Annotated in this window: 21 protein-coding genes; 11 read left to right on the top strand and 10 right to left on the bottom strand. The window is 71.9% G+C overall.

What is annotated here, in order from left to right; translation table 11 throughout:
- Positions 1–173: 173 nt before the first annotated feature.
- Positions 174–959 (top strand): SDR family oxidoreductase, encoded by a 786-nt coding sequence (locus OO60_RS09935; protein ID WP_003096815.1) that lies wholly within the window; start codon positions 174–176, stop codon positions 957–959.
- Between the two features lies 1 nt (position 960).
- Positions 961–1,926 carry an aldo/keto reductase gene (locus OO60_RS09940; protein ID WP_003096817.1) on the top strand — a complete coding sequence of 322 codons (966 nt, stop codon included), beginning with the start codon at positions 961–963 and terminating at the stop codon, positions 1,924–1,926.
- Between the two features lie 4 nt (positions 1,927–1,930).
- Here the strand turns inward: OO60_RS09940 and OO60_RS09945 are convergent, their stop codons facing one another.
- The 3 genes from OO60_RS09945 to OO60_RS09950 form a co-directional block, all read right to left on the bottom strand.
- Complete coding sequence (locus OO60_RS09945) at positions 1,931–4,540, bottom strand: CHAT domain-containing tetratricopeptide repeat protein (protein ID WP_033261248.1); 2,610 nt, start codon at positions 4,538–4,540, stop codon at positions 1,931–1,933.
- Positions 4,541–4,630: 90 nt separating this feature from the next.
- On the bottom strand, positions 4,631–4,801 hold the full coding sequence (locus OO60_RS47125; RefSeq protein WP_003096823.1) for a hypothetical protein: 171 nt from the start codon (positions 4,799–4,801) through the stop codon (positions 4,631–4,633).
- Between the two features lie 427 nt (positions 4,802–5,228).
- Complete coding sequence (locus OO60_RS09950) at positions 5,229–6,368, bottom strand: serine hydrolase domain-containing protein (protein WP_003096827.1); 1,140 nt, start codon at positions 6,366–6,368, stop codon at positions 5,229–5,231.
- A gap of 504 nt (positions 6,369–6,872) precedes the next feature.
- Here OO60_RS09950 and OO60_RS09955 point away from each other — a divergent pair.
- From OO60_RS09955 to OO60_RS09965, 3 genes are all read left to right on the top strand, one after another.
- Positions 6,873–7,238, top strand: a complete 366-nt coding sequence (locus OO60_RS09955) for a VOC family protein (protein ID WP_003096829.1) — start codon at positions 6,873–6,875, stop codon at positions 7,236–7,238.
- A gap of 76 nt (positions 7,239–7,314) precedes the next feature.
- Positions 7,315–8,985: a hypothetical protein gene (locus OO60_RS09960; RefSeq protein WP_003096832.1), complete on the top strand. Its 1,671-nt coding sequence runs from the start codon at positions 7,315–7,317 to the stop codon at positions 8,983–8,985.
- A gap of 15 nt (positions 8,986–9,000) precedes the next feature.
- Entirely contained in the window at positions 9,001–9,402 is a 402-nt protein-coding gene (locus OO60_RS09965; RefSeq protein ID WP_003096835.1) for an NUDIX domain-containing protein, read from the top strand.
- Positions 9,403–9,613: 211 nt separating this feature from the next.
- On the opposite strand, the gene OO60_RS09970 is transcribed toward OO60_RS09965, so the two are convergent.
- From OO60_RS09970 to OO60_RS09980, 3 genes are all read right to left on the bottom strand, one after another.
- Entirely contained in the window at positions 9,614–10,351 is a 738-nt protein-coding gene (locus tag OO60_RS09970; protein ID WP_003096838.1) for a dihydrofolate reductase family protein, read from the bottom strand.
- A complete protein-coding gene (locus OO60_RS09975; RefSeq protein WP_003096840.1) occupies positions 10,348–10,929 on the bottom strand; it encodes a hypothetical protein in 582 nt (193 codons plus the stop codon). The genes OO60_RS09970 and OO60_RS09975 overlap by 4 nt, the downstream gene beginning before the upstream one ends.
- A 114-nt stretch (positions 10,930–11,043) precedes the next feature.
- Positions 11,044–11,343 (bottom strand): YciI family protein, encoded by a 300-nt coding sequence (locus tag OO60_RS09980; protein ID WP_003096844.1) that lies wholly within the window; start codon positions 11,341–11,343, stop codon positions 11,044–11,046.
- A 210-nt stretch (positions 11,344–11,553) separates the two neighbouring features.
- On the opposite strand from OO60_RS09980, the gene OO60_RS09985 reads away from it, so the two are divergent.
- The 5 genes from OO60_RS09985 to OO60_RS10005 are packed head-to-tail and all read left to right on the top strand — an operon-like array spanning position 11,554 to position 16,215.
- Positions 11,554–12,462, top strand: coding sequence for a hypothetical protein (locus OO60_RS09985; RefSeq protein WP_003096846.1), 909 nt, complete (start codon positions 11,554–11,556; stop codon positions 12,460–12,462).
- Positions 12,463–12,483: 21 nt separating this feature from the next.
- Complete coding sequence (locus OO60_RS09990) at positions 12,484–13,677, top strand: pyridoxal phosphate-dependent aminotransferase (protein WP_003096847.1); 1,194 nt, start codon at positions 12,484–12,486, stop codon at positions 13,675–13,677.
- An 11-nt stretch (positions 13,678–13,688) separates the two neighbouring features.
- On the top strand, positions 13,689–14,624 hold the full coding sequence (locus tag OO60_RS09995; protein WP_033261249.1) for a phosphotransferase enzyme family protein: 936 nt from the start codon (positions 13,689–13,691) through the stop codon (positions 14,622–14,624).
- Between the two features lie 20 nt (positions 14,625–14,644).
- A complete protein-coding gene (locus OO60_RS10000) occupies positions 14,645–15,334 on the top strand; it encodes a TetR/AcrR family transcriptional regulator (RefSeq protein WP_003054901.1) in 690 nt (229 codons plus the stop codon).
- 32 nt (positions 15,335–15,366) lie between these two features.
- Positions 15,367–16,215 (top strand): LLM class F420-dependent oxidoreductase, encoded by an 849-nt coding sequence (locus OO60_RS10005; RefSeq protein WP_003054899.1) that lies wholly within the window; start codon positions 15,367–15,369, stop codon positions 16,213–16,215.
- On the opposite strand, the gene OO60_RS10010 is transcribed toward OO60_RS10005, so the two are convergent.
- Together OO60_RS10010 and OO60_RS10015 are read right to left on the bottom strand one after the other, a co-directional pair.
- Complete coding sequence (locus tag OO60_RS10010) at positions 16,216–16,944, bottom strand: nitroreductase/quinone reductase family protein (protein ID WP_003054895.1); 729 nt, start codon at positions 16,942–16,944, stop codon at positions 16,216–16,218.
- Between the two features lie 81 nt (positions 16,945–17,025).
- Positions 17,026–17,844 carry a hypothetical protein gene (locus OO60_RS10015; RefSeq protein WP_003054892.1) on the bottom strand — a complete coding sequence of 273 codons (819 nt, stop codon included), beginning with the start codon at positions 17,842–17,844 and terminating at the stop codon, positions 17,026–17,028.
- Between the two features lie 60 nt (positions 17,845–17,904).
- On the opposite strand from OO60_RS10015, the gene OO60_RS10020 reads away from it, so the two are divergent.
- Positions 17,905–19,428, top strand: a complete 1,524-nt coding sequence (locus tag OO60_RS10020) for an AMP-binding protein (protein WP_003054889.1) — start codon at positions 17,905–17,907, stop codon at positions 19,426–19,428.
- Here OO60_RS10020 and OO60_RS10025 read toward each other — a convergent pair.
- Positions 19,425–20,528, bottom strand: coding sequence for an epoxide hydrolase family protein (locus tag OO60_RS10025; protein WP_003054887.1), 1,104 nt, complete (start codon positions 20,526–20,528; stop codon positions 19,425–19,427). The two genes, OO60_RS10020 and OO60_RS10025, sit on opposite strands and share 4 nt — an antisense overlap.
- Positions 20,525–21,070, bottom strand: coding sequence for a dihydrofolate reductase family protein (locus OO60_RS10030; RefSeq protein WP_003054884.1), 546 nt, complete (start codon positions 21,068–21,070; stop codon positions 20,525–20,527). Before OO60_RS10030 ends, OO60_RS10025 begins: the two co-directional genes overlap by 4 nt.
- Positions 21,071–21,074: the final 4 nt, after the last annotated feature.

Consider the following 21,074-nt stretch of genomic DNA (forward strand, 5'->3'; position numbering starts at 1 on the left):
ATCTTCAGGAATAACGCACCCGATACCCGAAACGCAATAGCCGTGCTAACGTGCAAAACCGTGGAACAGGCCGGATCACCGCTCCTACCAGCACTTTTATCACCTGGATCGCAACCGTGAAATGCATTTCCCGCACCTGAGTGACAATTCGAACCCAAGATTTTGGAGCCCGCGTGGAACTGACCGGACGCGTGGTCGTGCTGACCGGCGCGGCACACGGAATCGGGGCCGCCATGGCCCGCCGCTTCGCCGCCGAAGGGGCGGCCGGCGTGGTCGTGTCCGACGTGGACACCGCGGGGGCCGCCCGGGTGGCGGCGGAGATCGCGGCCGCGGGCGGCCGGGCCGTCGCGGTGACCGCCGACGCGACGTCCAAAAAGGACCTCAAGGCGCTGGTCGCGGCGGCTCGCGCCGAGTTCGGCCGACTCGACGTGTTCTGCGCCAACGCGGGCGCCGCGTTCGGCACCGGGGTGCACGCGGCCGACGAGCAGTGGCAGAAGTCGTGGGAGATCAACGTCATGCAGCACGTCCACGCCGCACAAGCGGTGCTGCCCGCGATGCTGGCGCGCGGCGAAGGCTACCTGCTGATCACGGCGTCGGGCGCCGGCCTGCTCGGCATCCCCGGCGACGCACCGTACTCGGTCACCAAGCACGCGGCCGTCGGCCTCGCCGAGTGGCTGGCGATCACCTACCGGCCGCGCGGGGTGCGGGTCAGCGCGCTGTGCCCGCTCGGCGTCCGGACGGCGCTGCTGGAGCCCGGCATCGCGGCCGGCCACCCGGCCGCGCTGGCCATCGCCGCGGCGGCCCCGCTCATCGAGCCCGACGACGTCGCCGAGGCGGTCGTCCGCGGGCTCGGCACCGAGGAATTCCTGATCCTGCCGCACGAATCGGTCCGGGAGTCCTTCGCCCGCAAGGCCGGCGCGGTCGACGCGTGGATCGACGAGATGGCCGTGGGAGGCTGAAGTGGAGTACCGCAGGGTCGGCGCGAGCGGGCTCGCCGTCAGCGAGATCGCCTACGGCAACTGGCTCACGCACGACGCACCGGGCTGCGTAGCCGCGGCGCTGGACGCCGGCGTCACGACGTTCCACACCGCGGCGGCCTGGGACGGCGGCGCCGCGGAAGCCGCGTTCGGCGCGGCGTTCACCGGGGTGCGCCGCGACGATCTGGTGCTGTGCACGGGGGTGTTCTGGCCGGAGGGCCCGGGCCCGAACGACGCGGGGCTGAGCCGCAAGCACGTGCTCGCGTCCCTCGAAGGCTCGCTGCGCCGCCTGCGCACCGACTACGTCGACGTCTACCAGCTGCTGCGCTTCGACTACCGGACGCCGGTCGCGGAGACGTTCCTCGCGCTGTCGGACCTGGTGCGGCAGGGGAAGATCCGGTACGCCGGGACGTCGGAGTGGACGGCCGAGCAGCTGCTCCAGGCGCACGAGGCGGCGCAGCGGTACGACGTGCCGCTGATCGCCAACCAGCCGCACTACTCGATGCTGTGGCGGGTGCCCGAGGCGCAGGTGATGCCGGTGGGCACGCGGATCGGTGCCGGGCAGTTCGCGTCGGTGCCGCTCGCCCAGGGCGTGCTGACCGGCAAGTACCGGGACGGGCGGATCCCGGCCGGTTCACGGGCGGCCACCCAGCCGCACGCGCGGCCGTTGCTCATGCCGGAACTGCTGGAACGCGTGGAGCTCCTGCGCGGTGTCGCGGACGACTCCGGGTTGACGATGGCGCAGCTCGCGCTGGCGTGGACGTTGCAGCACGAGGCGGTCGCCTCGGCCGTCGTCGGCGCGAGCACGCCCGAGCAGGTCACGGAGAACGCCAAGGCCGCCGGCGTCCGGCTCGACCTCGACGTCCTGACCCGGGTCGACCAGCTGCTCGGCAGCTTCGTCCAGACCGACCCGCGGCTGGTGTGGTCGCCACCCGCGCAGCTGTCCTGACTTCCTAGCCCGCGCCGAGGCAGACGAACGGGCGGCGGAACGGGTCGACGGCGATGGCGTCGGCCAGCGCCAGCGCCGGGCTGTCCCGGACGGCCAGCGCGCGGTAGTAGTCGTCCATCGCGGCCGCCGAAGCGAGATCGCCGACGCGGGACAGCGGCGCGATCACCGTCCGGGAGCCGCTGGCCAGCAGCGCACTGGCGAAGCCGAGGGCTTCGTCGCCGGGCCGGATCCGGTTCATCGCCAGCTCGCACGCGGCGAACACCACCTGCCGCGGCGGCTGCCGCAGCCCGGCCATCTCGTGGCCGAACAGGGCGCCGTCGGCCAGTTCGAGCCGGGAGAACAGGGCGTTCTCCGGCTCGTGCGCGCCGTGCGCGGCGAAGTGCGCGAGCTTCGCGCCGTCCATCGCGCGCAGCACGGACTTCACGGTGGCCTTGGCGCCGGTCATCGTCGTGGCGGTGCGGTAGTGCGTGGTCAGCTTCTCCAGCTCACCGCGGGCGCCGGCCAGCCCCGGCCCGCGGACGAGCACGATCTTGCGGGCGCGCGACGACCTGGTCAGCTCGGCGGCGAGCCACGCGGTCGCCGACGGCGCGACGACGACCGGCCGCCCCAGCAGCCCCGGCAGCACGCCCCACGGCACGGCGTAGAGCGGGCCGGTCGGGACGATGACCAGCTCGCGGTCGCCGATGAGACCGGCCAGGGGCTGGACGAGCTGGGCGTCGAGCTTGTCGGCCTGCTTGTGCGCCGAAGTCATCACGACCTCGGCGAGCCGCTCGGGCAGGTTGTCCGGCGCGAGGGCGTCGAGGTCGACGTTCAGCACGCGCGCGGACTCCGCGGCGGCCCCGGCGGACCCGAGCCGCACGAGCCGGCACTCGCCCCCGGCGACGACGACGGCGACGAGCTCGTCCCCGGAAGCGGCGAAGCTGACCATCGCGCGTTCCCCGAGCCGCCCGGCGACCTCGGCGAGCCCCGCGACGGGCCGCGGACGGCCCCACCGCCCGGTGTGCCAGCCGAGCCGCTGCGCCTCCCGCAGCCGTTCGTTGTACTTCGCCCGCAGGCCGGCGCTGGGATGCCCGTCGTGCTGGGCTTCCTGGATGGCCTGCCCGAGCCCGCGCACCTCGGCGACGCGCGCGGCGAGCTCGGGATCGGTGCCCGCCGAGAGCGGCTCGTAGCGGTAGGTCTGGGCCCGGGTCCGTTCGAGCCAGACGAACAGCCGCCGGGCGTCGTTGCGTTCGAGCACGAGCTTGACGGCGAGGTCGGCGAGCTCCTGGCCGTGCAGCGCGGTCCCGGAGACGAGGTCCAGCCCGCCCATCCGGTCCCGGACGGCGTCCAGCTCGGTGAGCCCCGACCGGATCTCGGTGAGCGCCTTGGCCCGGTCGCCCTGGGCGACGGCGAGTTCGGCCCGGCAGAGCCGCCGCAGCATCCGGTAGTCGATGGGGGTGAGCTGCCCGGGCCGCGGCACCAGCCGGAGGGTCTCGACGGCCCGCTTGAGGTTGCCGCGGCGGATGTCCAGCCGGACGGCGAGCATCCGGGCGGTCGCGGCCTGGTCGGTGAGCTGCGGGGTCGGCATCTTCTCGGCCTGGCGCAGCGCCCGGGTCGGCAGGCTCGCGGGGACGTCACCGGTCTCCAGGGCGTCGCGCGCGTCGGCCTTCAGCCCCATCAGGGTGGCGTTGGCGGTGCAGGTCAGGCACCCGACCTTGAGCATCCGGCGGCGCGCCGAGTAAGCCATCTCCCTGGCGAGCTCGACGTCGTCGCCCATCAGGGCGGCCGAGGCGCGGTAGAGCTCCGCCAGCGCCAGTTCGCGGCTGACGCTCTGCTCCTCGACCATGACCGGCAGGATCTCGTCGAGGTGGGCCCCGGCCTCGTCCGCGAGGCCGGCCGCGAGCAGTGCCTCGGCCTGCGCGAGCCGCAGGGTCGGCGGGATCTCCATGTCGAGCGCGCGGTAGCTGCGCTCGCACTCGTCGTACAGCCGCAGGGCTTCGGGGACGTCCCCCATCCGCAGCGCGAGCGTGCCCAGCGTCCGCCGGGTGCTGGCCGCGTTGCCGCGCAGCTCGTACTTCTCGGCGAGCTCGAGGGACCGGGTCAGGTCCGCCTGGGCTTCGCGCACGTTGCCCAGCCGGATGTGCACCCAGCCGCGGGACGCCAGCGTCAACGTGAAGGCACTCATCCGCGACTCGGGGTCGGTACCGTGCGCCAGGCGGTATTCGTGGTGCTCGACGGCCTGGTCGAACGAAACGAGGCTTTCGTCGTTGCGCCCGACCCCCATCAGCCGCATCGCGTAGTTGTGGTTGAGCGAGCCGTTGAGCTCGGCCCGCAGGACCGGGTCCTCGACGGCGTTGATCAGCAGCCGGACGTCGTCCAGGCCCGCCAGCCCGGCGGCGAGGTCGTTGGAGATCTCCGAGGAGACCGCCGTCATGGTGCTGGCCAAGCGGATGCGCGTCACCAGCCAGTCGGTGCGGTGCCCGGCGGGCACCGGGTGTACGGAATCCAGCAGGCTCATCCCGCGGCGCAGCAGCCGGAGGCTCAGGTGGTACCGCGCGACGCACGAAGCATCGGCGGCGTCCTTCTGCAGGGAACGAACCCTCTCGATCACCTCGGAGGGGTCCAGGTCAATCACGGGCACTCACCTATGACAGCACAGGCTTCGGCAAAAAGAAGCCCGCCTACCGGTAGATCAGCAGGCGGGCTTGCCTCGACGAGGCCTGGCTCAGGGCGTGACACCCTGGTAGCAGCCGTTCGCGCACTCGGTGTGGACCGGGTGGTCGACGTGGACCTTGCCGTCCGCATCCGTCCACTGCACGAGCGGCTGGGTCGGTTCGGCCGGCTCCTCGACCGGCTCCGGGGCTTCGCCGGGCTTGACATCCGTGGGCGTCGACATGGTCGATCTCCTCTCCCCTGGGGATCTGCATGGGGACGCTGCCGATGACGGTGAGTCCCCCATCGCGGGGCCCTCTTCCCCGCGAACGGCCCAATAGTTGCACATCGGAGCAATGATCGGGAGAGTTTTCGCTACGGAAAGTCAGTCCAGGCCGCGTGAGCAGGCGGGATGTCCCGGTCGGAACGTCCTAACGGGTGAAGTCTGTAACGACGTCCACTCCGGACGTGCATTTGGGCGTCCGGCGGGGCCACCCGCAGGTACGTGTTGCTCCGAACGCGGAGCGTGACCGAGGGGTCCTTCGCCCGCACTGAAGCGTCTACTGTGGACGGACGGCCGGGCGGTAGCTCACCCGCCGCGCGGCTCGCGCGGCGGGTGAGTCGTTGCCGAGGTCCAGGCGTATTGCGAGCCAGCCCCGGGGTGCCGCCGCTTAGGCGGTCACCGCCGCGTGGACCGCGCTAACCAGGCGAACGTTCTCCGGAGCGGCTCCACCCGGGAAGGCGAACCGGCGGCGGTTGTAGCCGTACGCGAGGCCGCTGCGCGGGTCGGCGAACGCCTGCGAGCCGGCGGCGCCGCTGTGGCCGAACGCGCCCTGGCCCAGGACGGGGTAGTCGTCCGACACGATCGCGAAGCCGAGGCCGAACGCGTTGTGGTTGCGAGTGGACAGATCGTCACCGATCGAGTGAATCTGAGCGAACTCCGCGGCGGTTTCCGGCCGCAGCAGCGGCTCGGAGCCGGAGATCGCCGCCGCGTACATGCCGGCGAGCCCCCGCGCCGACGCGACACCGCCGACGGAAGCCGGGCTCAGCTGGCGGACCAGCTTGATGTTCGGCAGGTCCCAGAGTTCCGGGGCTTTCGGGTGGTTCCGGTTGAAGGCGATGCCCGTGATGCTGTCCGGGCCGGTCGCGTTCGCTTCGAGCTGCGCCAGCTGCTCCGGCGTCGGCAGCATCGGTTGCGTGGTGAGGAACCGCGGCTCCAGCTCCTCGGGCAGCCCGAGGTGGAAGTCCAGGCCGAACGGCTTCCGGATGCGGTCTTCGTAGTGCTCCTGGATGCTGCGGCCGGTGACGCGCCGGACGACCTCGCCGGTCAGCGCGCCGATCACGAGCGCGTGGTAGCCGAAGGCGGTACCGGGCCGCCAGTAGGGCCGCTGCGGAGCGAGCCGTTCGGCGATGACACGGTCGTCGGCGATCTCTTCGGCGGTGAACCCGCCGTCGGCGCCCACGACGCCGGCGCGGTGCGCGAGCAGCTCGCGCAGGGTGATCCGATCCTTGCCGGCGGCACCGAACTCCGGCCAGTAGTGCGCGACGCGCTCGTCGAGGTCGAGCACACCGTCCTGGACGAGCAGCGCGACCACCAGGTGCGCGGCGCCCTTCGTGGAGGAGAACACGCCGGTGAGCGAGTCGCCGGTCATTTCGGGGCCGGTCCAAAGGTCGACGACGCGCTCGCCATCGACGTGCGCAACGAGTTGGGCGGCGTAGTCGCCGCCCTCGGCAGCCGCGACGGCGGCGAATTCGGCGCGGACGCTCTCGAACCCGTCGGCGACGGTCCCCTGGATTTGTTCGGACGACATGGCAGCTCCCTCAGTGATCACAACGTCTGCGCCAGGATCCAACCGCTGCGGTGGCGAGGTATTCCGGAGCGGCGGGCCGGGGTGCGGCTGCTTGTTGGCTGGGGGTTGCGCTGTGCTTGGGCCGGGCATCGAACCGGGCAGCCGGGTGTGCACCGCACGGGCGGGCAGCCGAGTGTCCGCACCTCGCGCCACGCAGGCATCCGCCGCCGGGCAGCCGGATATTCCGCGCCACGCGGCCAGGCATCGCGGCGAACGGCCAGATGCCCCTCGCCACGCCGCGAGGGCTTGCAGCGGGGCTGGCGGGCTGTGGTTCGGGCTGCTGCCGGTCAGCGTGCTGGCTCAGGCGGGGCCGGGGTTTGTGCGGACCGGCGCGCTGCTGGCCGCGATCACCGCGCTGCTCGGCTTGGCCGGTGCTGCGGTTGTCGTGGCGGCAGGTCGGGCCGCCGATGCAACAGCAGCTCCGGAGAGCGGTAGAGAATCCGGTGTGCGGGTACCAGTCCGATCATGAAGCTGACCTCCACCGTGCTCGGGACTCCGGAACCCCGGGCGCTTGCCGAGTTCTACTCGAAGTTGCTTGGCTGGCCTATCCGCACCGACGAACCGGAGTGGGTGACGCTGCGGCCGGACGATGGCAGTGCTGGGCTGTCGTTCCAGCTCGAGACCGGGCATGTCCCGCCCGTGTGGCCGCCGGCCGAGGGTGCCCAGCAGATGCAGCTGCACCTCGATATCGAGGTCGATGACCTCGAGGCCGCGACGGCGGTGGCGACCGCTGCGGGCGCGGTGGTTGCCGGCTTCCAGCCGCAGGATGATGTCCGGGTCTGCTTCGATCCTGCGGGGCACCCCTTCTGCCTCTGGACGCGCACGGGGTGACGCCCCGCGTTCGAACGGTCACAGGATCCGCTATGTTCGGCTGAGGTCCTGTTCCCGGCGAACGGAGTTGAGTCCTGTGGGGGTGCACCGGATCTGGCACCACGGACTGGTCCCCACCGAGGGGAAACGCCCCCTGGACGCCTTGCGCAGCAGGCTGATCAGCCGCCAGCGGCAGCACGACGACTACACAGTGGCCGACCTCGGCTCGTCCGACGACGGTGGTTCGCGCCGGTGTGACCTGAAGTTCGCGTACGAGGGCGGCGAACGCCGCTACTCCGTTCAGGTATTGCTTTCGCTGTGCTACCGCGCCGGTGAGGACCGGGTGACGTGGCTGCTCGCCGCGGCGTGCACGCGGCCGTGGCGCAGCTGCCACGATGCTCCGGCGCACCGGATCGGGCTCGAGGAGCTGGGCGCCAGCGGCAGCGACGAAATCCCGATCGAAACGCCGGTGCTGGCGATGCGCGGCTGGTCGCGCCAGGAATGCGACCACCTGGCCGACCTGCTGGGCGAAGCGCTGGTCGCCCCGTGGCGGTCTTCGGCGGTCCTGGTACTCACCGAGCCGCCGACGGTGCCGGTGGCGGGGTGGCCCGGGCTGGTCAACGTCTTCGACGTCGACGACCGCTTCCGCCACACCCTCAACCGGCACCTTCCGCTGGGCTGCGTGCTGCCGCAGGGCGCACGGCTGTACGTGCCCCCGTGCGACCAGCTCCCGGACTTCGTCGAAGCCGCCAGCCCGGTGTCCGGCGAGGCGCTCGAGGACGCGATCACGCGGCTGATCCAGGCGCGCAGCCGGACGCCGCTGCCCGAGGAGTGGGCCCAGGTGCCGAGCGTGCGGGACTGGTACGCCACGGATCCCTTCGCGTCGCCGGAGCGGGAGCCCGACGCCGAGCTGGTCGGGAAACTCGGCCGTGCCGAACGGGAACTCGCCGAGGCGCGCGGGGTGATCACGATCCTGCGGAAGAAGGCCAAGGCCCACGCCGAGGAACGGGACCGGCACGCCGGCGAGGTCAAGACCCTCCGCCGCCGCCTGGAAGACGTCTGCGCGACCGACGTCGCGTGCCTGCGGGAGCAGCTCGCCCAGCTGCAGGCGGAGGTGGACGACTACGCCCGCGCGTTCGAGGAGACCGAGGCCGAGCGCGACGAGCTGAGACGGGTCAACGGCCTGCTGGCCGGACGGCTCGCCCGCCACCACGACGCGGACGACGAGGTCGTCGCCGCCGAGCGGCCGCCGGAGGAGTTCCCCAGTTTCGGCGAGCTGATCGGCGCCGCGTCGGCGTCGCTCAAGCACCTCGCGATCACGGCCGAACCGGCTCCGGCCGCGATCCTCGACCACCACCCGAAAGCCGCCGCCTGGCGCCGCAAGGCGTGGGACGCGCTCCGCACCCTCGACGCCTACGCGGGCGCCCGGACGTCGCTGCTGGACGCGGGCCAGGACCCCGGGCCCGAGCTCTCGGACGTGCTCGCGTTCGCCCGCACCGGCCAGCCCGGTTCGCTGATCAGCGCCAACATCATCGCCCTGGCCGAGTCGGACACGGTGACGACGAACGAACGGCTCCGCCAGGCCCGCACGTTCCGCGTCGATCCACGGACGAACCCCGCGGGCCGCGACTACTTCGGCGCCCACATCGCCCTTGAACGGTTCAAGTCGCCGGCGCCGCGGCTGCACTTCCTCGACGACACCGACCGGACGGGCACGGTGTACGTCGGGTACCTCGGCGCCCACCTGCCGACGTCCAAGACCAACTGAGCGAGAATCGCGCGCATGACGGAGATCGCGCACAAGCACCTGGCCTACTGCTGGATCGCCCGCGGCGACCGGGTGCTGTTCCTCCGCCGCAGCCCGGGAGTGTTCCTCGCCGGCCGGTGGGAACTGCCCGGCGGGACGGCCGAGCCGGGCGAGCCGGGCGAAGCCACAGCGGTGCGCGAGGCGGCGGAGGAAACCGGGCTGGCGGTCCGCGTCACGGGCGAACTGGCTCGCGACGCGTGGCCGGACGTCGCGGGGCGGGCCCTGCGGATCCACGCTTTCGTTTACACAGTGGAAGAAGACGGCACCGGCGACGTCGTGCTCAGCCCGGAGGAGCACGACGACTTCGCCTGGCTGACGCCGGCGGAGGCGCGGGAGCGGCCGCTGCCGGACCATTTCCGGCGGCTGCTCGATCGGTAGGGGTTTTCCTTGGCGCAGCACCGGTTCCGGGTGCTGCCGCGGTCTTCGGATGGCGGTCATGTCTCCGACAGTACCCGAACAGAAGTTCGAACATCATCGCTGGACCGGGTGAACTGTGCGGGGTACGGTGGGGCGCGTTTTCCCTTGTGGCGCAACGGGAACCGCGCTAGGGAGCCCCCGATTTCCACGCTACCGGAAGGGACCGACAAAACTAGTGCGGCACCAGGTACCGCAGCAGGACACTGGCGCCGTCGGTGAGCACCGAAGCCAGTTCCAGCCCGGCCGGGTCGACCGCCCCTCCGACAGCTGCCCGGCTTGCCGAACCCGCCACCAGGAACGGCGCCACCGTCAACCGGAACTCGTCGACCACGCCCGCCTCGATCAGCGAACCGAACAACCGCGGGCCGCCCTCGCAGTCGATGCGGCCCAGGCCCTCCGCCACCAGCGTCGACACCACGCCCTCGGCCGACACCGCCGCCTCGCCCACGACGAACACCCGGGCGCCGTTCGCCGCCCACGCCGCACGCAGCTCCGAAGGCGCCGCCGCGGACGTGAAGACCAGCGTCGGGACCGCTGCCTTGGTGATCACCGGGGCGTCCGGCGGCAGGGAACGGCCCGTCGTCACCACCGCCACCGGGGCGATCGGGGCCAGCCCGAACCGGCGGCGGCGGTCGGCCGAGGCGGCGTCGGGACGCATTCCCTCGAAGCCCTCCGCCATCGCCGTTCCCGCGCCCACCAGCACCACGTCGGCCAGGTCGTTGCCGAGGCGGTAGACGATCCGGTCCGCCGGGGTCGACAGGGCGCCCGAGCGGCCCTCCACCGTGATTGCGCCGTCCGTGCTGGACACGAAGTTCACCGCCAGCCAGCGGGGGTCCGCCGGGTAGCGGTACAGCTGTTCGAGGTCGTGCTGGGCCAGTTCGCGCGCGGCCGGCCAGACCTGGCGGATCACTCCCACCGGACCGCCTTCGCCGGCGGGCGGGTGCCCGCGATGCTCGCCGCCATCTCGGCCACCTGCCGCACTTCGCGCACATGCCTCGTGCGCAGGATCGCCACTCCCGCCGACGCCGCGAGCGCGGCCCGCGCCAGGCCGCCGGGCGTTCCGTCGCCGGCCACCCCGGCGAGCACGGGCACGTCCTCCGGCACCGGCAGCCGGAATTCCCCGACGTCCAAGACGGCACCCGGCACACCGGACGGCACCGAAGCAGCGGCGTAACCCGCGCCGAACCGGGCCGCGACCGCCGCCAGGTCCGCGTGGGCCACGATCAGGTCCGCCCCCGCTTCACAGCAGGCGGCGGCCACCGAGGGGTCTGCGGTTTCAGCCCCCACGACGAGGCCGGGAAACGTCTCACGCGCCCACCCGACCAGGGTTTCGACGCCGGGCCCGGCGAAACTCACGAGGTCGGCGCCGTCGGCGACGGCGGCACGGGTGGCGTCCCTGGCCGACGGGAGCGCGTCGACCGCAGCCAGCACCAGCGCGCGGTCACTGCTCAACCGGCGGCCCCGGAAGACGAGGTCGGGGGTTTTCATCGCACTCTCCCTGCTGGACGTCCTTCGCGATCATAAGCGAGGCGCAGCGGGCGAGTGTTCTTCGCCGTCAGGTGGCGGGGCGTCGTCGCCGGGCCACCCGACTCATGACGGCTCCTAGGAGGCGATGGCCTCGTTGATCGCCAGCAGCTCCTGTGCGGTGCGGGTGGCGGTGAACTCGATGATGTCGTAGCGGGCGAGCCTGCGGACCACGAACGGGTCGCTGGCGAGCACGGCGTCGAGCTTGCCGCGCAGCACCGACCGCGTCAGTATCACCTGGTCCGCCGCGCCGCTGCCCTTTCCGGAAACAAGGAAGAGTCCCTTCGTGAATTGTTTGCGCAACCAGTCCGAATGGTCCGGTAACGCGTAGCCGACTTCTGTTTCGGGTGCCGTGTAGGTCAAGAGTGCGATGAACATGATTGCAGCGTAGGACGCTTCCCACCCGTTCGCATCCGCCTGGCGAGTGGCTCCCGACACGCGGCCGCCAATATTTCGTCAAGAAAATTTCCGTTCCTTTACCGGCCCTTTTTCGACATACTCACCGATTGCCGTACGCCCGTCGTCGTACGTCGTGGTGTCGCCGCCGGACCGACGCGGCCGCCCCGCAACCGGCCGAGACTCCGGGGTATGAACGCACTGACCCGCATCCGGCACGAGGGCCGGCGAGCCGAGCGGATCGCCTACGCCGTCGGCGCGGCCCTGTTCCTGAGCGGCCTCGCCCACGCCGTCGTGCTCCTCGCCACCGGCGGCTCGTGGCTGGGCCCGCTGTCGCTGCGCAAGGCCGTCACGTTCGGCCTGTCGTTCGGGCTGACGCTCGCGTCGGTCGCCTGGGCGACGTCGTTCCTGACCATCCGCCCGCGCGTGCGCGGCGTCCTGCTCGGCGCCTTCACCGCGGCGAGCGTGAGCGAAGTCGTGCTGGTCAGCATGCAGGCGTGGCGCGGGGTGCCGTCGCACTTCGACTTCGAGACGCCGTTCGACACCGCCGTCTCGATGACGCTCGCCGGGGGCGGCGTGGTGATCATCCTGACCGTCATCGGCTTCACGGCGGCGGCGCTCGTGGAGCCGGGCCCGGGCGCGCCCAGCCTGCGCCTGGCCGTCCGTGCGGGCCTGGTCGTGCTGCTGGTCGCGCTGGCCACCGGCGCGGTGATGATCGGGCGCGGCGTCGTCGCGGCCCGCGGCGGAAACCCCGAGCTGGCCTACACGACCGCCGGCTCGCTGAAACCCCTGCACGCGGTCGCCATGCACGCGATCCTGGTGCTGCCCGCGCTGGCCTGGCTCCTGCGCTTCACCCGCTGGCCCGAAGCCCACCGGCTGCGCGTGGTCGCCGTCGCCGTCGCCGCGGACGCCGTGCTCACCGCCGTCATCGGCCTCGAGTCCTTCGCCGGCATCGACCCGCTGGCCGCACCGCTGCCGCTCACGGCGTTGTCCGCGCTCGCCGCCGTCGCGCTGGCGGGTACCGGGGTCTACGCGTGGTCGGGCGTTGAACCGGCCGTCCGATTCGTACGTGTCCCCCACGGGAAGGCAAGGGGCCGGTAAAGCGGCGGACGGAGACCACGCGTGCGGCACGGCATGACCACCAGCGGCCTTTTCCAGCAGGGCCAGGCCCACAGCCCGTCGTTCTTCTCCGTGGCCAGGGCGATGGGCAGGCACGCGGACGACCTCGCGGACTTCTGCATCCCGTGCAACCCGTACTTCCCCACCGACGGGATGTTCGCCGAGCTCGAACGGAACCTCCGCACGATCCTCAAGTTCTACCCGAGCGACGCCGCCGCGATCACCGCGCAGCTGGCGAGCGTGCTGCGGCTCAACCCGTCGACGATCTCGCCGGCCAACGGCTCCACCGAGCTGATCACCTGGATCGACCGGCTGCTGGTCGACGCCAGCGTCGCGGTGCCGATCCCGACGTTCGGCCGCTGGACCGACCAGCCGATGGAGACCGGCAAGCGCGTCGACATGTTCCTGCTCAAGGAAGCGGACAACTTCGAGCTCCACGTCGACGAGTACGTCGACTTCATCAGGCGCCGAGGCTCACGGGTGGCGGTGCTGTGCAACCCGAACAACCCCGACGGCGGGTACCTGCCGCGCCGCGAGGTGATCCGGTTCATGGACGCCCTCGAGGACCTCGACCTGGTGGTGATCGACGAGTCGTTCGTCGACTTCGTCGAGGTCGAGCGGAACCCGTCGGTGGCCGCCGAAGCCGTCGTGCGGCCGAACGTGATCGTGCTGAAGAGCCTCGGCAAGAACTTCGGGCTGCACGGGATCCGCTTCGGCTACCAGGTTTCCAACCCGGCCATGACACGCAAGCTGTCGGCCGCGCTGCCGAAGTGGAACCTGAACTCGCTGGCCGAAACCGTGATCTTCATGCTCGCCGAGCACCGCGCGGAATACGAGGAAAGCCTGAAGAAGCTCGCGCTCGACCGGTTCGTGATGAACGCGCAGCTGAGCCAGTTCGCGGAGCTGACGGTGTACCCGTCGCAGGCGAACTTCCTGCTCGTAAAGCTGCCCGCGTCGGTCGACGGCGCCGAGCTGTGCGACCACCTGCTCACCGAGCACCACCTGCTGGTGCGCCAGTGCGGCAACAAGATCGGCATGACCAGCCAGTTCATCCGCCTGGGGGTGCGGCCGGACACCGAGGTCGACCGGCTGGTCGAGGGACTGCGCGGCGTGGAGCGGCTGGGCGGCGGACGGCCATCGACGCCGGCGATCGAGCTCGTCTCGCACGCCCGCGAGCCGGAACGGTCGATCAGCTGAGCACCTGGGCGATGGCCGACTTCCAGGCGAACACCCGGCCGTTCGCCGAGCTGGACCGCGCCGGCCGCACGCGACGCCTGCGCCGCCTCGCCGAAGCGGCGTTGACCGCCTACGCCGTGCCGGTGGCGCGCCTGACCCCGCTGGCGCACGGGCTCAACACGTCGTTCCGCGTCGACGGCGCGGACGGACGGCGGTACGTGCTGCGGGTGCAGCGGCCGGACGGCCCCGGCGTCGCGCAGGTGCGCGCCGAGATGGCCTGGCTCGCCGCGCTGGGCCGCGAAACCGACCTCGTCGTCCCGCGGCCGGTGCCGACGCGCGCGCGGGAGCTGGCCACCGTGGTCGCCGACCCGGCGGTGCCCGAACCCCGCACCTGCGTGCTCTGCCACTGGGTCGACGGCCGGTTCGCCGACGAGCGGCTCGGCACGCCGCAGCTGTACGCGGTGGGCGCGGCCACCGCGCGGCTGCACCTGCACGGCTCGCGGATGAACGGGCTCGACCGCGGTCGCGTCGACGACCTGACGGAGTTCGGGCGCACGCAGGTGGACGGCTTCTCCGCGGCCGTCGTCGAGCGGGCCGTCGCCGCGGCCGGCGGGGACGAGACCGTCCGCGAGGCGGTGGCGCGGGTCCGCGCGGTGCGGGCCGAGCTGGGCTACGGCGCCGACGTCTTCGGCCTGGTGCACGGCGACCTGCGGCAGGACAACTACCTGTTCGACCGCGGCCGGGTGCGGGTGATCGACTTCGACGACTGCGGCTACGGGCACTACGCGTACGACCTCGCCGTCGCCTCCGCCGCGCTCGCGCACCTGCCGCAGCGCGACGAGCTGCGGGAGGCGCTCGTGGACGGCTACCGGTCGGTGCGCCCGGCCGCGGCCACGACGGACCCGGAGGTGCTGGCCGCCTTCGCCGGGCTCCGGCGGGTCCAGCTGCGGCTGCGGCGGGCGCTATAACTCGGCGTTACAATTGCTACATGGCCGGACGATCGAGCAACGCCACCAGTACCCGCGACCGCCTGCTGCTGGCCGCCGGCCAGCTCCTGCACGAAGCCGGCGACGGCCCGGTGTCGACGCGGGCGATCTGCGAGCGCGCCGGCGTCCAGGCCCCCACGCTGTACCACCACTTCGGCAGCAAGCAGGGCCTGCTCGACGCCGTCGTGAACTACGGCTTCACCCAGTACGTCCAGGTGCCGTCGGCGGACGGCGATCCGGTCGACCGGATCCGCGCGGGCTGGGACCGGCACGTCGAATACGGCCTGGAACACCCCGCGTTCTACGTGCTGCTCTACGGCCAGATCGAGCCGGGCGTCCCGTGCAACCTCACGTCGAGCGCCGAAGCGATGCTGCTGGAGCTGTTCACGCCGCTGGCGCGCGACGGCCGCCTGCGGGTCGAGGCGGCGGAGGCCGCGCGCCAGTTCGCGGCGGCCAACAGCGGCGTGACGCTCAGCCTGATCGCCCAGCCGGAAGACCGGCGCGACCTGGCGATGTCCGCGCAGGTCAGGGAGTCCGTGCTGGCCGGGCTGCTGGCCGACGAGCCGGCCGAAGGGTCGTCCGTGAGCGCCCTCGCAGTCGCTTTGTCGACTGCACTGGAGGACGACACGGACGCCCTGACCACCACCGAGCGTCAGATGCTGCGGGAGTGGCTGCACCGGCTGGCCGCCTGACAGCCGTCGCTACATTTGCTACATTGAGCTCTATGACAAATGTATCGAACCAGTTCGGCCTGTTCCTGGCCCCGCACCGCGACGACGCGACGCGGAAGGAGCAGGCGGTCGCCGCCGACGCGCTCGGCTACGGCGCGGTCTGGCTCGGCACCGGCCGGAACTCCGTCGGCGACCTCGCGCTCGTCGAGGACGTCCTCGCCTCGACCGAGCGGATCACGGTGGCGACGGCGATCGTCAACATGTGGGTCGACGAGCCGGAGACCCTCGCGGAGTCCTACCACCGCCTCGCGGACCGGTACGGAAAGCGCTTGCTGCTCGGCGTCGGCGTCGGACACCCCGAGTCCGTGACGGAGTACCGGAGCCCGTACGCCAAGATCGTCGACTACCTCGACCGGCTCGACGCGGCCGGCGTCCCGGCCGAGGCCCGGATCCTCGCCGCGCTCGGCGACCGCGTGCTGAAGCTGGCCGCCGAGCGCACCGCGGGCGCGCACCCGTACCTCGTGCCGTCCGGGCACACGCGGCACGCCCGGGCGATCCTGGGCGCGGGCAAACTGCTGGCGCCGGAACAGAAAGTCGTCCTCGACGACGACCCGGCGGCCGCGCGGGCCATCGGCCGCCCGTACGTGCAGACCCCGTACCTGGGGCTGCGCAACTACGTGAACAACCTGCTGCGCCACGGGTACACCGAGGCCGACGTCGCCGGTGGCGGCAGCGACCGCCTGATCGACGACCTCGTCCTGCACGGCACGCCGGAAACCGTCGCCAAGGGGCTTCGGTCCCATGTGGACGCCGGCGCCGACCACGTGGCCGTCCAGGTGCTCGGCCCGTCCCCCGCGGTCGAGCGGGAGCACCAGCGGCAGCTGGCCGAGCTGCTGTTCTGATCAGCCGGGCGCGGGCAGCAGGGCGTTCAGCGCGGCGACCAGGGTGCGCTCCTCGTAGTCGAAGTGACTGTCCAGTTCGGACTTGAGCCGGTCGAACTCGGCGCGGAGCTTGACCGGGTCGGTTTCCTCGTCGACGAGCCGCTGGACGTCCTCCTGCAGGCGGGCCACGACGACGTGTTCCTCGTCGAGCTTCGCCAGCGTCGGCGCCAGGGCGGGGAACCGCTCGGCCAGCAGGGGGAAGAGGTTCGCGCCTTCCCCGGTGTGGTGCTTGGTGAGCGCCGTGCAGAACCCGGCGCACCGCGTGCTCAGCCGCCGCGGGGTGCCGCAGTCCAGCTCGGCGCGCATCTCTTTCAGCTCGGCACGCAGCCAGTCGTGCACCTCGACGATCCAGTCGCCCATGCGGCGCGCGGGGTCGAAGCGGTGCAGCTCCACGACGGGCAGGACCCGGGTCGTTCGCGCCTGGTACGCCGCGAACCCCGGTTCCTGCGCGACGACCTTGGCGAACAGCTCGTCGCGGTCCGGCGGCAGGGCGGCCATCGCGTCGAACTTCTCGGTCTCGGTTTCCACCGTCACCAAGGGGTTCTGCCGGATGTTGTGGTACCAGGCGGGGTGCTTCGGCGCGCCCATCGCGGACGCGACGACGACCAGGCGGCCGTCGATGTCCAAGGCGCCCAGCGGAACCCGGTGCTGCCGGCCCGTCCGGGCGCCGGTCGTGGTGAGCGTGATCAAGCCACTACCTCCGTGTGCCGGCCTCGCACGTTACCGACCCGGCCCGGAAGCGGGCCATCCCCCAACCGCATAGCCCGGGGCTCAGCCGGCGGCGTTGGCGGCTTTCCGAGCGGCAGCGTCGGCCTCGTCGAAGGCCGCCTTCGCCGTCTCCAGCTCCGCTGTCGCGCGCTCGGCGCGTTCCTCGGCTTCGGCCAGCCGCGCACGCAGGTCTTCGACGCGGGCGGTGGCCTGCTCGGCCGCGCGCTCGGTGCGGACGAGGTCGCGTTCGGCCGTCGCGCGTTCCTTCGCCCGTTCGGCGGCTTCCTTGCGCAGGCGATCACGTTCCGCGCGGGCCTTCGCCCGTTCCTCCTCCTCGCGCCGGTGGTCCCGTTTCGGCTTGGCCGGTTCGGCCTTGTCCACGAGCTTCGCCGGGCGCTTGCCGGTGGCGGGCGGGACGCTCGCGGCGAGGCTGAACCACTGGTCGGTGTCCTGGTGCGCCACCGACGTCAGCCGGCCGGCCAGCGCGAGCGCGGCGGTGTCCGGGTCGGCCGCGACGGCTTCCAGGGTGGCCTCGACCTCGCGGGACACCGGGTCGCTCATCGACGGCAGCCCGTGCAGGATCCGCCGCACCAGCTCCCCGCGGCGGCGGGTCAGGGCCCGCAGCTCGTCGCCGGCCAGGCGCGTGTGCGCGTCGCGCAGCTCGTCGCCGAGCCCGGCCAGCTCCTGCAGTTCGTCCGGGTCCTCGTGGGCGAGGGTGTTGACGATCGCCGCGGCCGTCGTCGGCTTCCTCAGCTGCTGGATCCGCTTCGCGAGCTCCGCGTCCCCCTCGGCCTTCGCCGCCTTCGCCGCCGCGTTGCGCGCGCTGACGAACTCCGCGAGGTCACCCCCGTAGAGCTCGCCGGCCACCGTGTCGAAGTCCATCGTGGTCCAGCGAACCACATCGGACTGGTGCGAGCACCTGCGAAGAGTCATCATCGGGGGATGTTCTTCGATCTGGGTGTGCGTGACTTCCTCGACCGCGCGGAAACGGTGTACCCGGACCGCGTCGCGGTGGTCGACGAGCCGGACCAGCCCGCGCCGAGCTGGGGTTCGCTCACCTACCGCGAGGTGGCGCGCCGGGCCCGCGCACAAGCCGCCAACCTCGACGCGCTCGGTGTGCCGTCCGGCGGGCGCGTCGCGATGGTGTCGCACAACGCCGCGCGGCTGCTCGTGTCGTTCTTCGGCGTGTCGGGCTGGGGCCGGATCCTGGTGCCGGTGAACTTCCGGCTCGCACCGGCCGAGGTCAAGTACATAGTGGAGCACTCGGGCGCGGAGGTGCTGATCGTCGACCCGGAGCTCGAGCACCTGCTGGACACGGTGACGGCGAAGCACGTGTTCGTCCTCGGCCGCGACGACGAGGCCATCTGGGGCGGCGACGGCACGCCCCGGCCGTGGGACGCCGACGAGTCGGCCACGGCGACGATCAACTACACGTCCGGGACGACCGCCCGGCCGAAGGGTGTGCAGCTCACCCACCGCAACATCTGGCTGAACGCGGCCGTCTTCGGCCTGCACACGACGCTGAGCGACCACGACGTCCTGCTGCACACCCTGCCGATGTTCCACTGCAACGGCTGGGGCATGCCGTACGCGGTGACCGGCCTCGGCGGGCGGCACATCGTGCTGCGGAAGGTCGACGGCACGGAGATCCTGCGGCGGATCGGCGAGCACGGGGTGACGATCCTGTGCGCGGCTCCGGCGGTCGTGACGGCCGCCCTCGACGGCGCGGCGACCTGGGACGGCGAGATCCCCGGCCGCGACCGCGTCCGGATCGTGGTGGCCGGCGCGCCCCCGCCGACGCGCACGATCGAGCGGGTCCGGGCCGAGCTGGGCTGGGAGTTCATCCAGATCTACGGGCTCACCGAGACCGCACCGCTGCTGACGGTCAACCGGATGCGCAGCGAGTGGGCGGACCTCGACCCGCACGAGCAGGCGCGGCGGCTGGGCCGCGCGGGCACGCCGGCACTGGGCGTCCGGATCGCCGTCGACAGCGACGGCGAGGTCCTCGCGCAGTCCAACCACAACCTGGACGGCTACTGGGAGAACCCGGCGGAGACGGCCCGGGTCACCGAGGGCGGCTGGTTCCACACGGGCGACGGCGGGACGTTCTCGGAGGGTTACCTGACGATCGCGGACCGCAAGAAGGACGTGATCATCTCGGGCGGCGAGAACGTGTCGTCGATCGAGGTGGAGGACGCGCTCAACTCGCACCCGGCGATCCGCGAGGCGGCGGTGATCGGCATCCCGGACGAGAAGTGGGGCGAGCTGGTGACGGCCCTGGTCGTGGTGGACGGGGACGTCACGGCGGAGGAGCTGATCCGGCACTGCCGGGAGTACCTGGCGGGGTACAAGTGCCCGAAGCGGATCGAGTTCCTGGACGCCCTGCCGCGGACGGCGACGGGGAAGATCCAGAAGTTCAAGCTGCGGGAGCCGTTCTGGAAGGGGCAGTCCAGGCAGGTCAACTAGCGGACCAGCCGGAAGAACGTCCGCACCTCCTCGGCGAACAGCTCGGGCTGCTCGTACGCCGCGAAGTGGCCGCCTCGGTCCAGCTCGTTCCAGTGCCGGATGTCGGTGTACCGCTTCTTGGCCCACCGGCGTGACGGCCGGGGCATCTCCGCGGGGAAGATCGAACAGCCCGCCGGGACGTCCACCGTGTCGTCCGTGGCCTCCGAGAACCACTTCTGGACCTTGCGGATGCTCTCCCAGTACAACCGGGCCGACGACGCCGCCGTGCCCGTCAGCCAGTACAGCGTGATGTCGTCCAGGAGCTCGTCGCGGGTGAACGGGAAGCCGTCCGACCAGGCGTGGAACTTCTCCACCAGCCAGCCGCACAGGCCCGCCGGGGAGTCGAGCAGGCTGTAGCCGAGCGTCTGGGGGCGGGTCGACTGCAGCACCGAATAGCCGTCCTCCCAGCGCTGCGCGTGCTCCAACGCCGCCAGCGCCGCCCGCTCGGCCTCGGTCAGGTCGCCGAACGTCGCCGGGTCCGGGGCCGCGATCGGCGGGTTCAGGTGGATGCCGGCCAGGTGGGCCGCGTCCTGCTGGGCCAGTGCCGTCGTGATCGACGTTCCCCAGTCGCCGCCCTGCGCGCCGTAGCGCCGGTAGCCCAAGCGGGCCATCAACGTCGCCCACGCCGCCGCGATGCGCTCGATGCCCCAGCCGGGGACCGCCGGTTTGTCGCTGAAGGCGTAGCCCGGCAGCGACGGGATCACCAGGTGGAACTCCGCGGACAACGGCTCGATCACCTTCGAGAACTCCACGAACGAGCCGGGCCAGCCGTGGGTGAGGATCAGGGGCAGCGCCGCCGGATCCGGCGAACGCACGTGCAGGAAGTGGATGCCGAGGCCGTCGATTTCCGTGCGGTACTGCGGAAACCGGTTCAGCCGGGCTTCCGTGCGCCGCCAGTCGTAGTCCGACGCCCAGTATTCGCACAGGTCGCGCAGGTAGCCCAGCGGCGTGCCCTGGCTCCAGTCGTCCGGCCCCGACTCGGGCCAGCGCGTCCGCCGCAGCCGCGCGCGCAGGTCGTCGAGGTCGGTCTCGGGGACGTCGATCCGGAACGGCGTGATCACGCCGGCGCGTAGGTCAGCTGGACGACGCCGTTGCCGAACGTCGCCGACTTCCGCAGCTCCAGCGGAAACGACGGCCCGGACTCGGGGAACAGCCGCTTCCCGCGGCCCACGACCACCGGGTACAGCAGCAGGTTCAGCTCGTCGACCAGGCCCTCGGCCAGCAGCCACCGCACCGCCGTCGGGCTGCCGCTGGTCATGATGTCGCCGCCCGGACCGGCCTTCAGCGTCCGGACCGCTTCGGCCGGGTCGCCGGTCAGCAGCGTCGAGTTGTTCCAGGCGACTTCCGACAACGTCGACGAAAGCACGTACTTGCGGACGTTGTTCATGAACTCCGCGCCTTTGTCGTCCTCGACCGTCCGGCCGGGCCACGCTTCGGCGAACCCTTCGTAGGTGACGCGGCCGAGCAGCATCGCGTCGGCGGCGGCCATCCCGCTGCCGACCGCCTGGCCTATCTCGTCGCTCCAGTACCGCAACGACCACTTGTCCGGCGCCTCGACCACGCCGTCCAGCGAAATGAACAGGTTCGCGACGATCTTGCGCATGCGC

The sequence above is a fragment of the Amycolatopsis vancoresmycina genome, from assembly GCF_000716785.1.
GTDB lineage: Bacteria > Actinomycetota > Actinomycetes > Mycobacteriales > Pseudonocardiaceae > Amycolatopsis > Amycolatopsis vancoresmycina.

What these genes read in the sequence shown, in the direction of transcription:
- OO60_RS47125 (WP_003096823.1), bottom strand. Translation starts at nt 4,801, where the DNA reads ATGTCGACGCCCACGGATGTCAAGCCCGGCGAAGCCCCGGAGCCGGTC.
- OO60_RS10015 (WP_003054892.1), bottom strand. Translation starts at nt 17,844, where the DNA reads ATGGACTTCGACACGGTGGCCGGCGAGCTCTACGGGGGTGACCTCGCG.
- OO60_RS09995 (WP_033261249.1), top strand. Translation starts at nt 13,689, where the DNA reads ATGGCCGACTTCCAGGCGAACACCCGGCCGTTCGCCGAGCTGGACCGC.
- OO60_RS10030 (WP_003054884.1), bottom strand. Translation starts at nt 21,070, where the DNA reads ATGCGCAAGATCGTCGCGAACCTGTTCATTTCGCTGGACGGCGTGGTC.
- OO60_RS10000 (WP_003054901.1), top strand. Translation starts at nt 14,645, where the DNA reads ATGGCCGGACGATCGAGCAACGCCACCAGTACCCGCGACCGCCTGCTG.
- OO60_RS09985 (WP_003096846.1), top strand. Translation starts at nt 11,554, where the DNA reads ATGAACGCACTGACCCGCATCCGGCACGAGGGCCGGCGAGCCGAGCGG.
- OO60_RS09950 (WP_003096827.1), bottom strand. Translation starts at nt 6,368, where the DNA reads ATGTCGTCCGAACAAATCCAGGGGACCGTCGCCGACGGGTTCGAGAGC.
- OO60_RS10005 (WP_003054899.1), top strand. Translation starts at nt 15,367, where the DNA reads ATGACAAATGTATCGAACCAGTTCGGCCTGTTCCTGGCCCCGCACCGC.
- OO60_RS10020 (WP_003054889.1), top strand. Translation starts at nt 17,905, where the DNA reads ATGTTCTTCGATCTGGGTGTGCGTGACTTCCTCGACCGCGCGGAAACG.
- OO60_RS09955 (WP_003096829.1), top strand. Translation starts at nt 6,873, where the DNA reads ATGAAGCTGACCTCCACCGTGCTCGGGACTCCGGAACCCCGGGCGCTT.
- OO60_RS09980 (WP_003096844.1), bottom strand. Translation starts at nt 11,343, where the DNA reads ATGTTCATCGCACTCTTGACCTACACGGCACCCGAAACAGAAGTCGGC.
- OO60_RS09965 (WP_003096835.1), top strand. Translation starts at nt 9,001, where the DNA reads ATGACGGAGATCGCGCACAAGCACCTGGCCTACTGCTGGATCGCCCGC.
- OO60_RS09975 (WP_003096840.1), bottom strand. Translation starts at nt 10,929, where the DNA reads ATGAAAACCCCCGACCTCGTCTTCCGGGGCCGCCGGTTGAGCAGTGAC.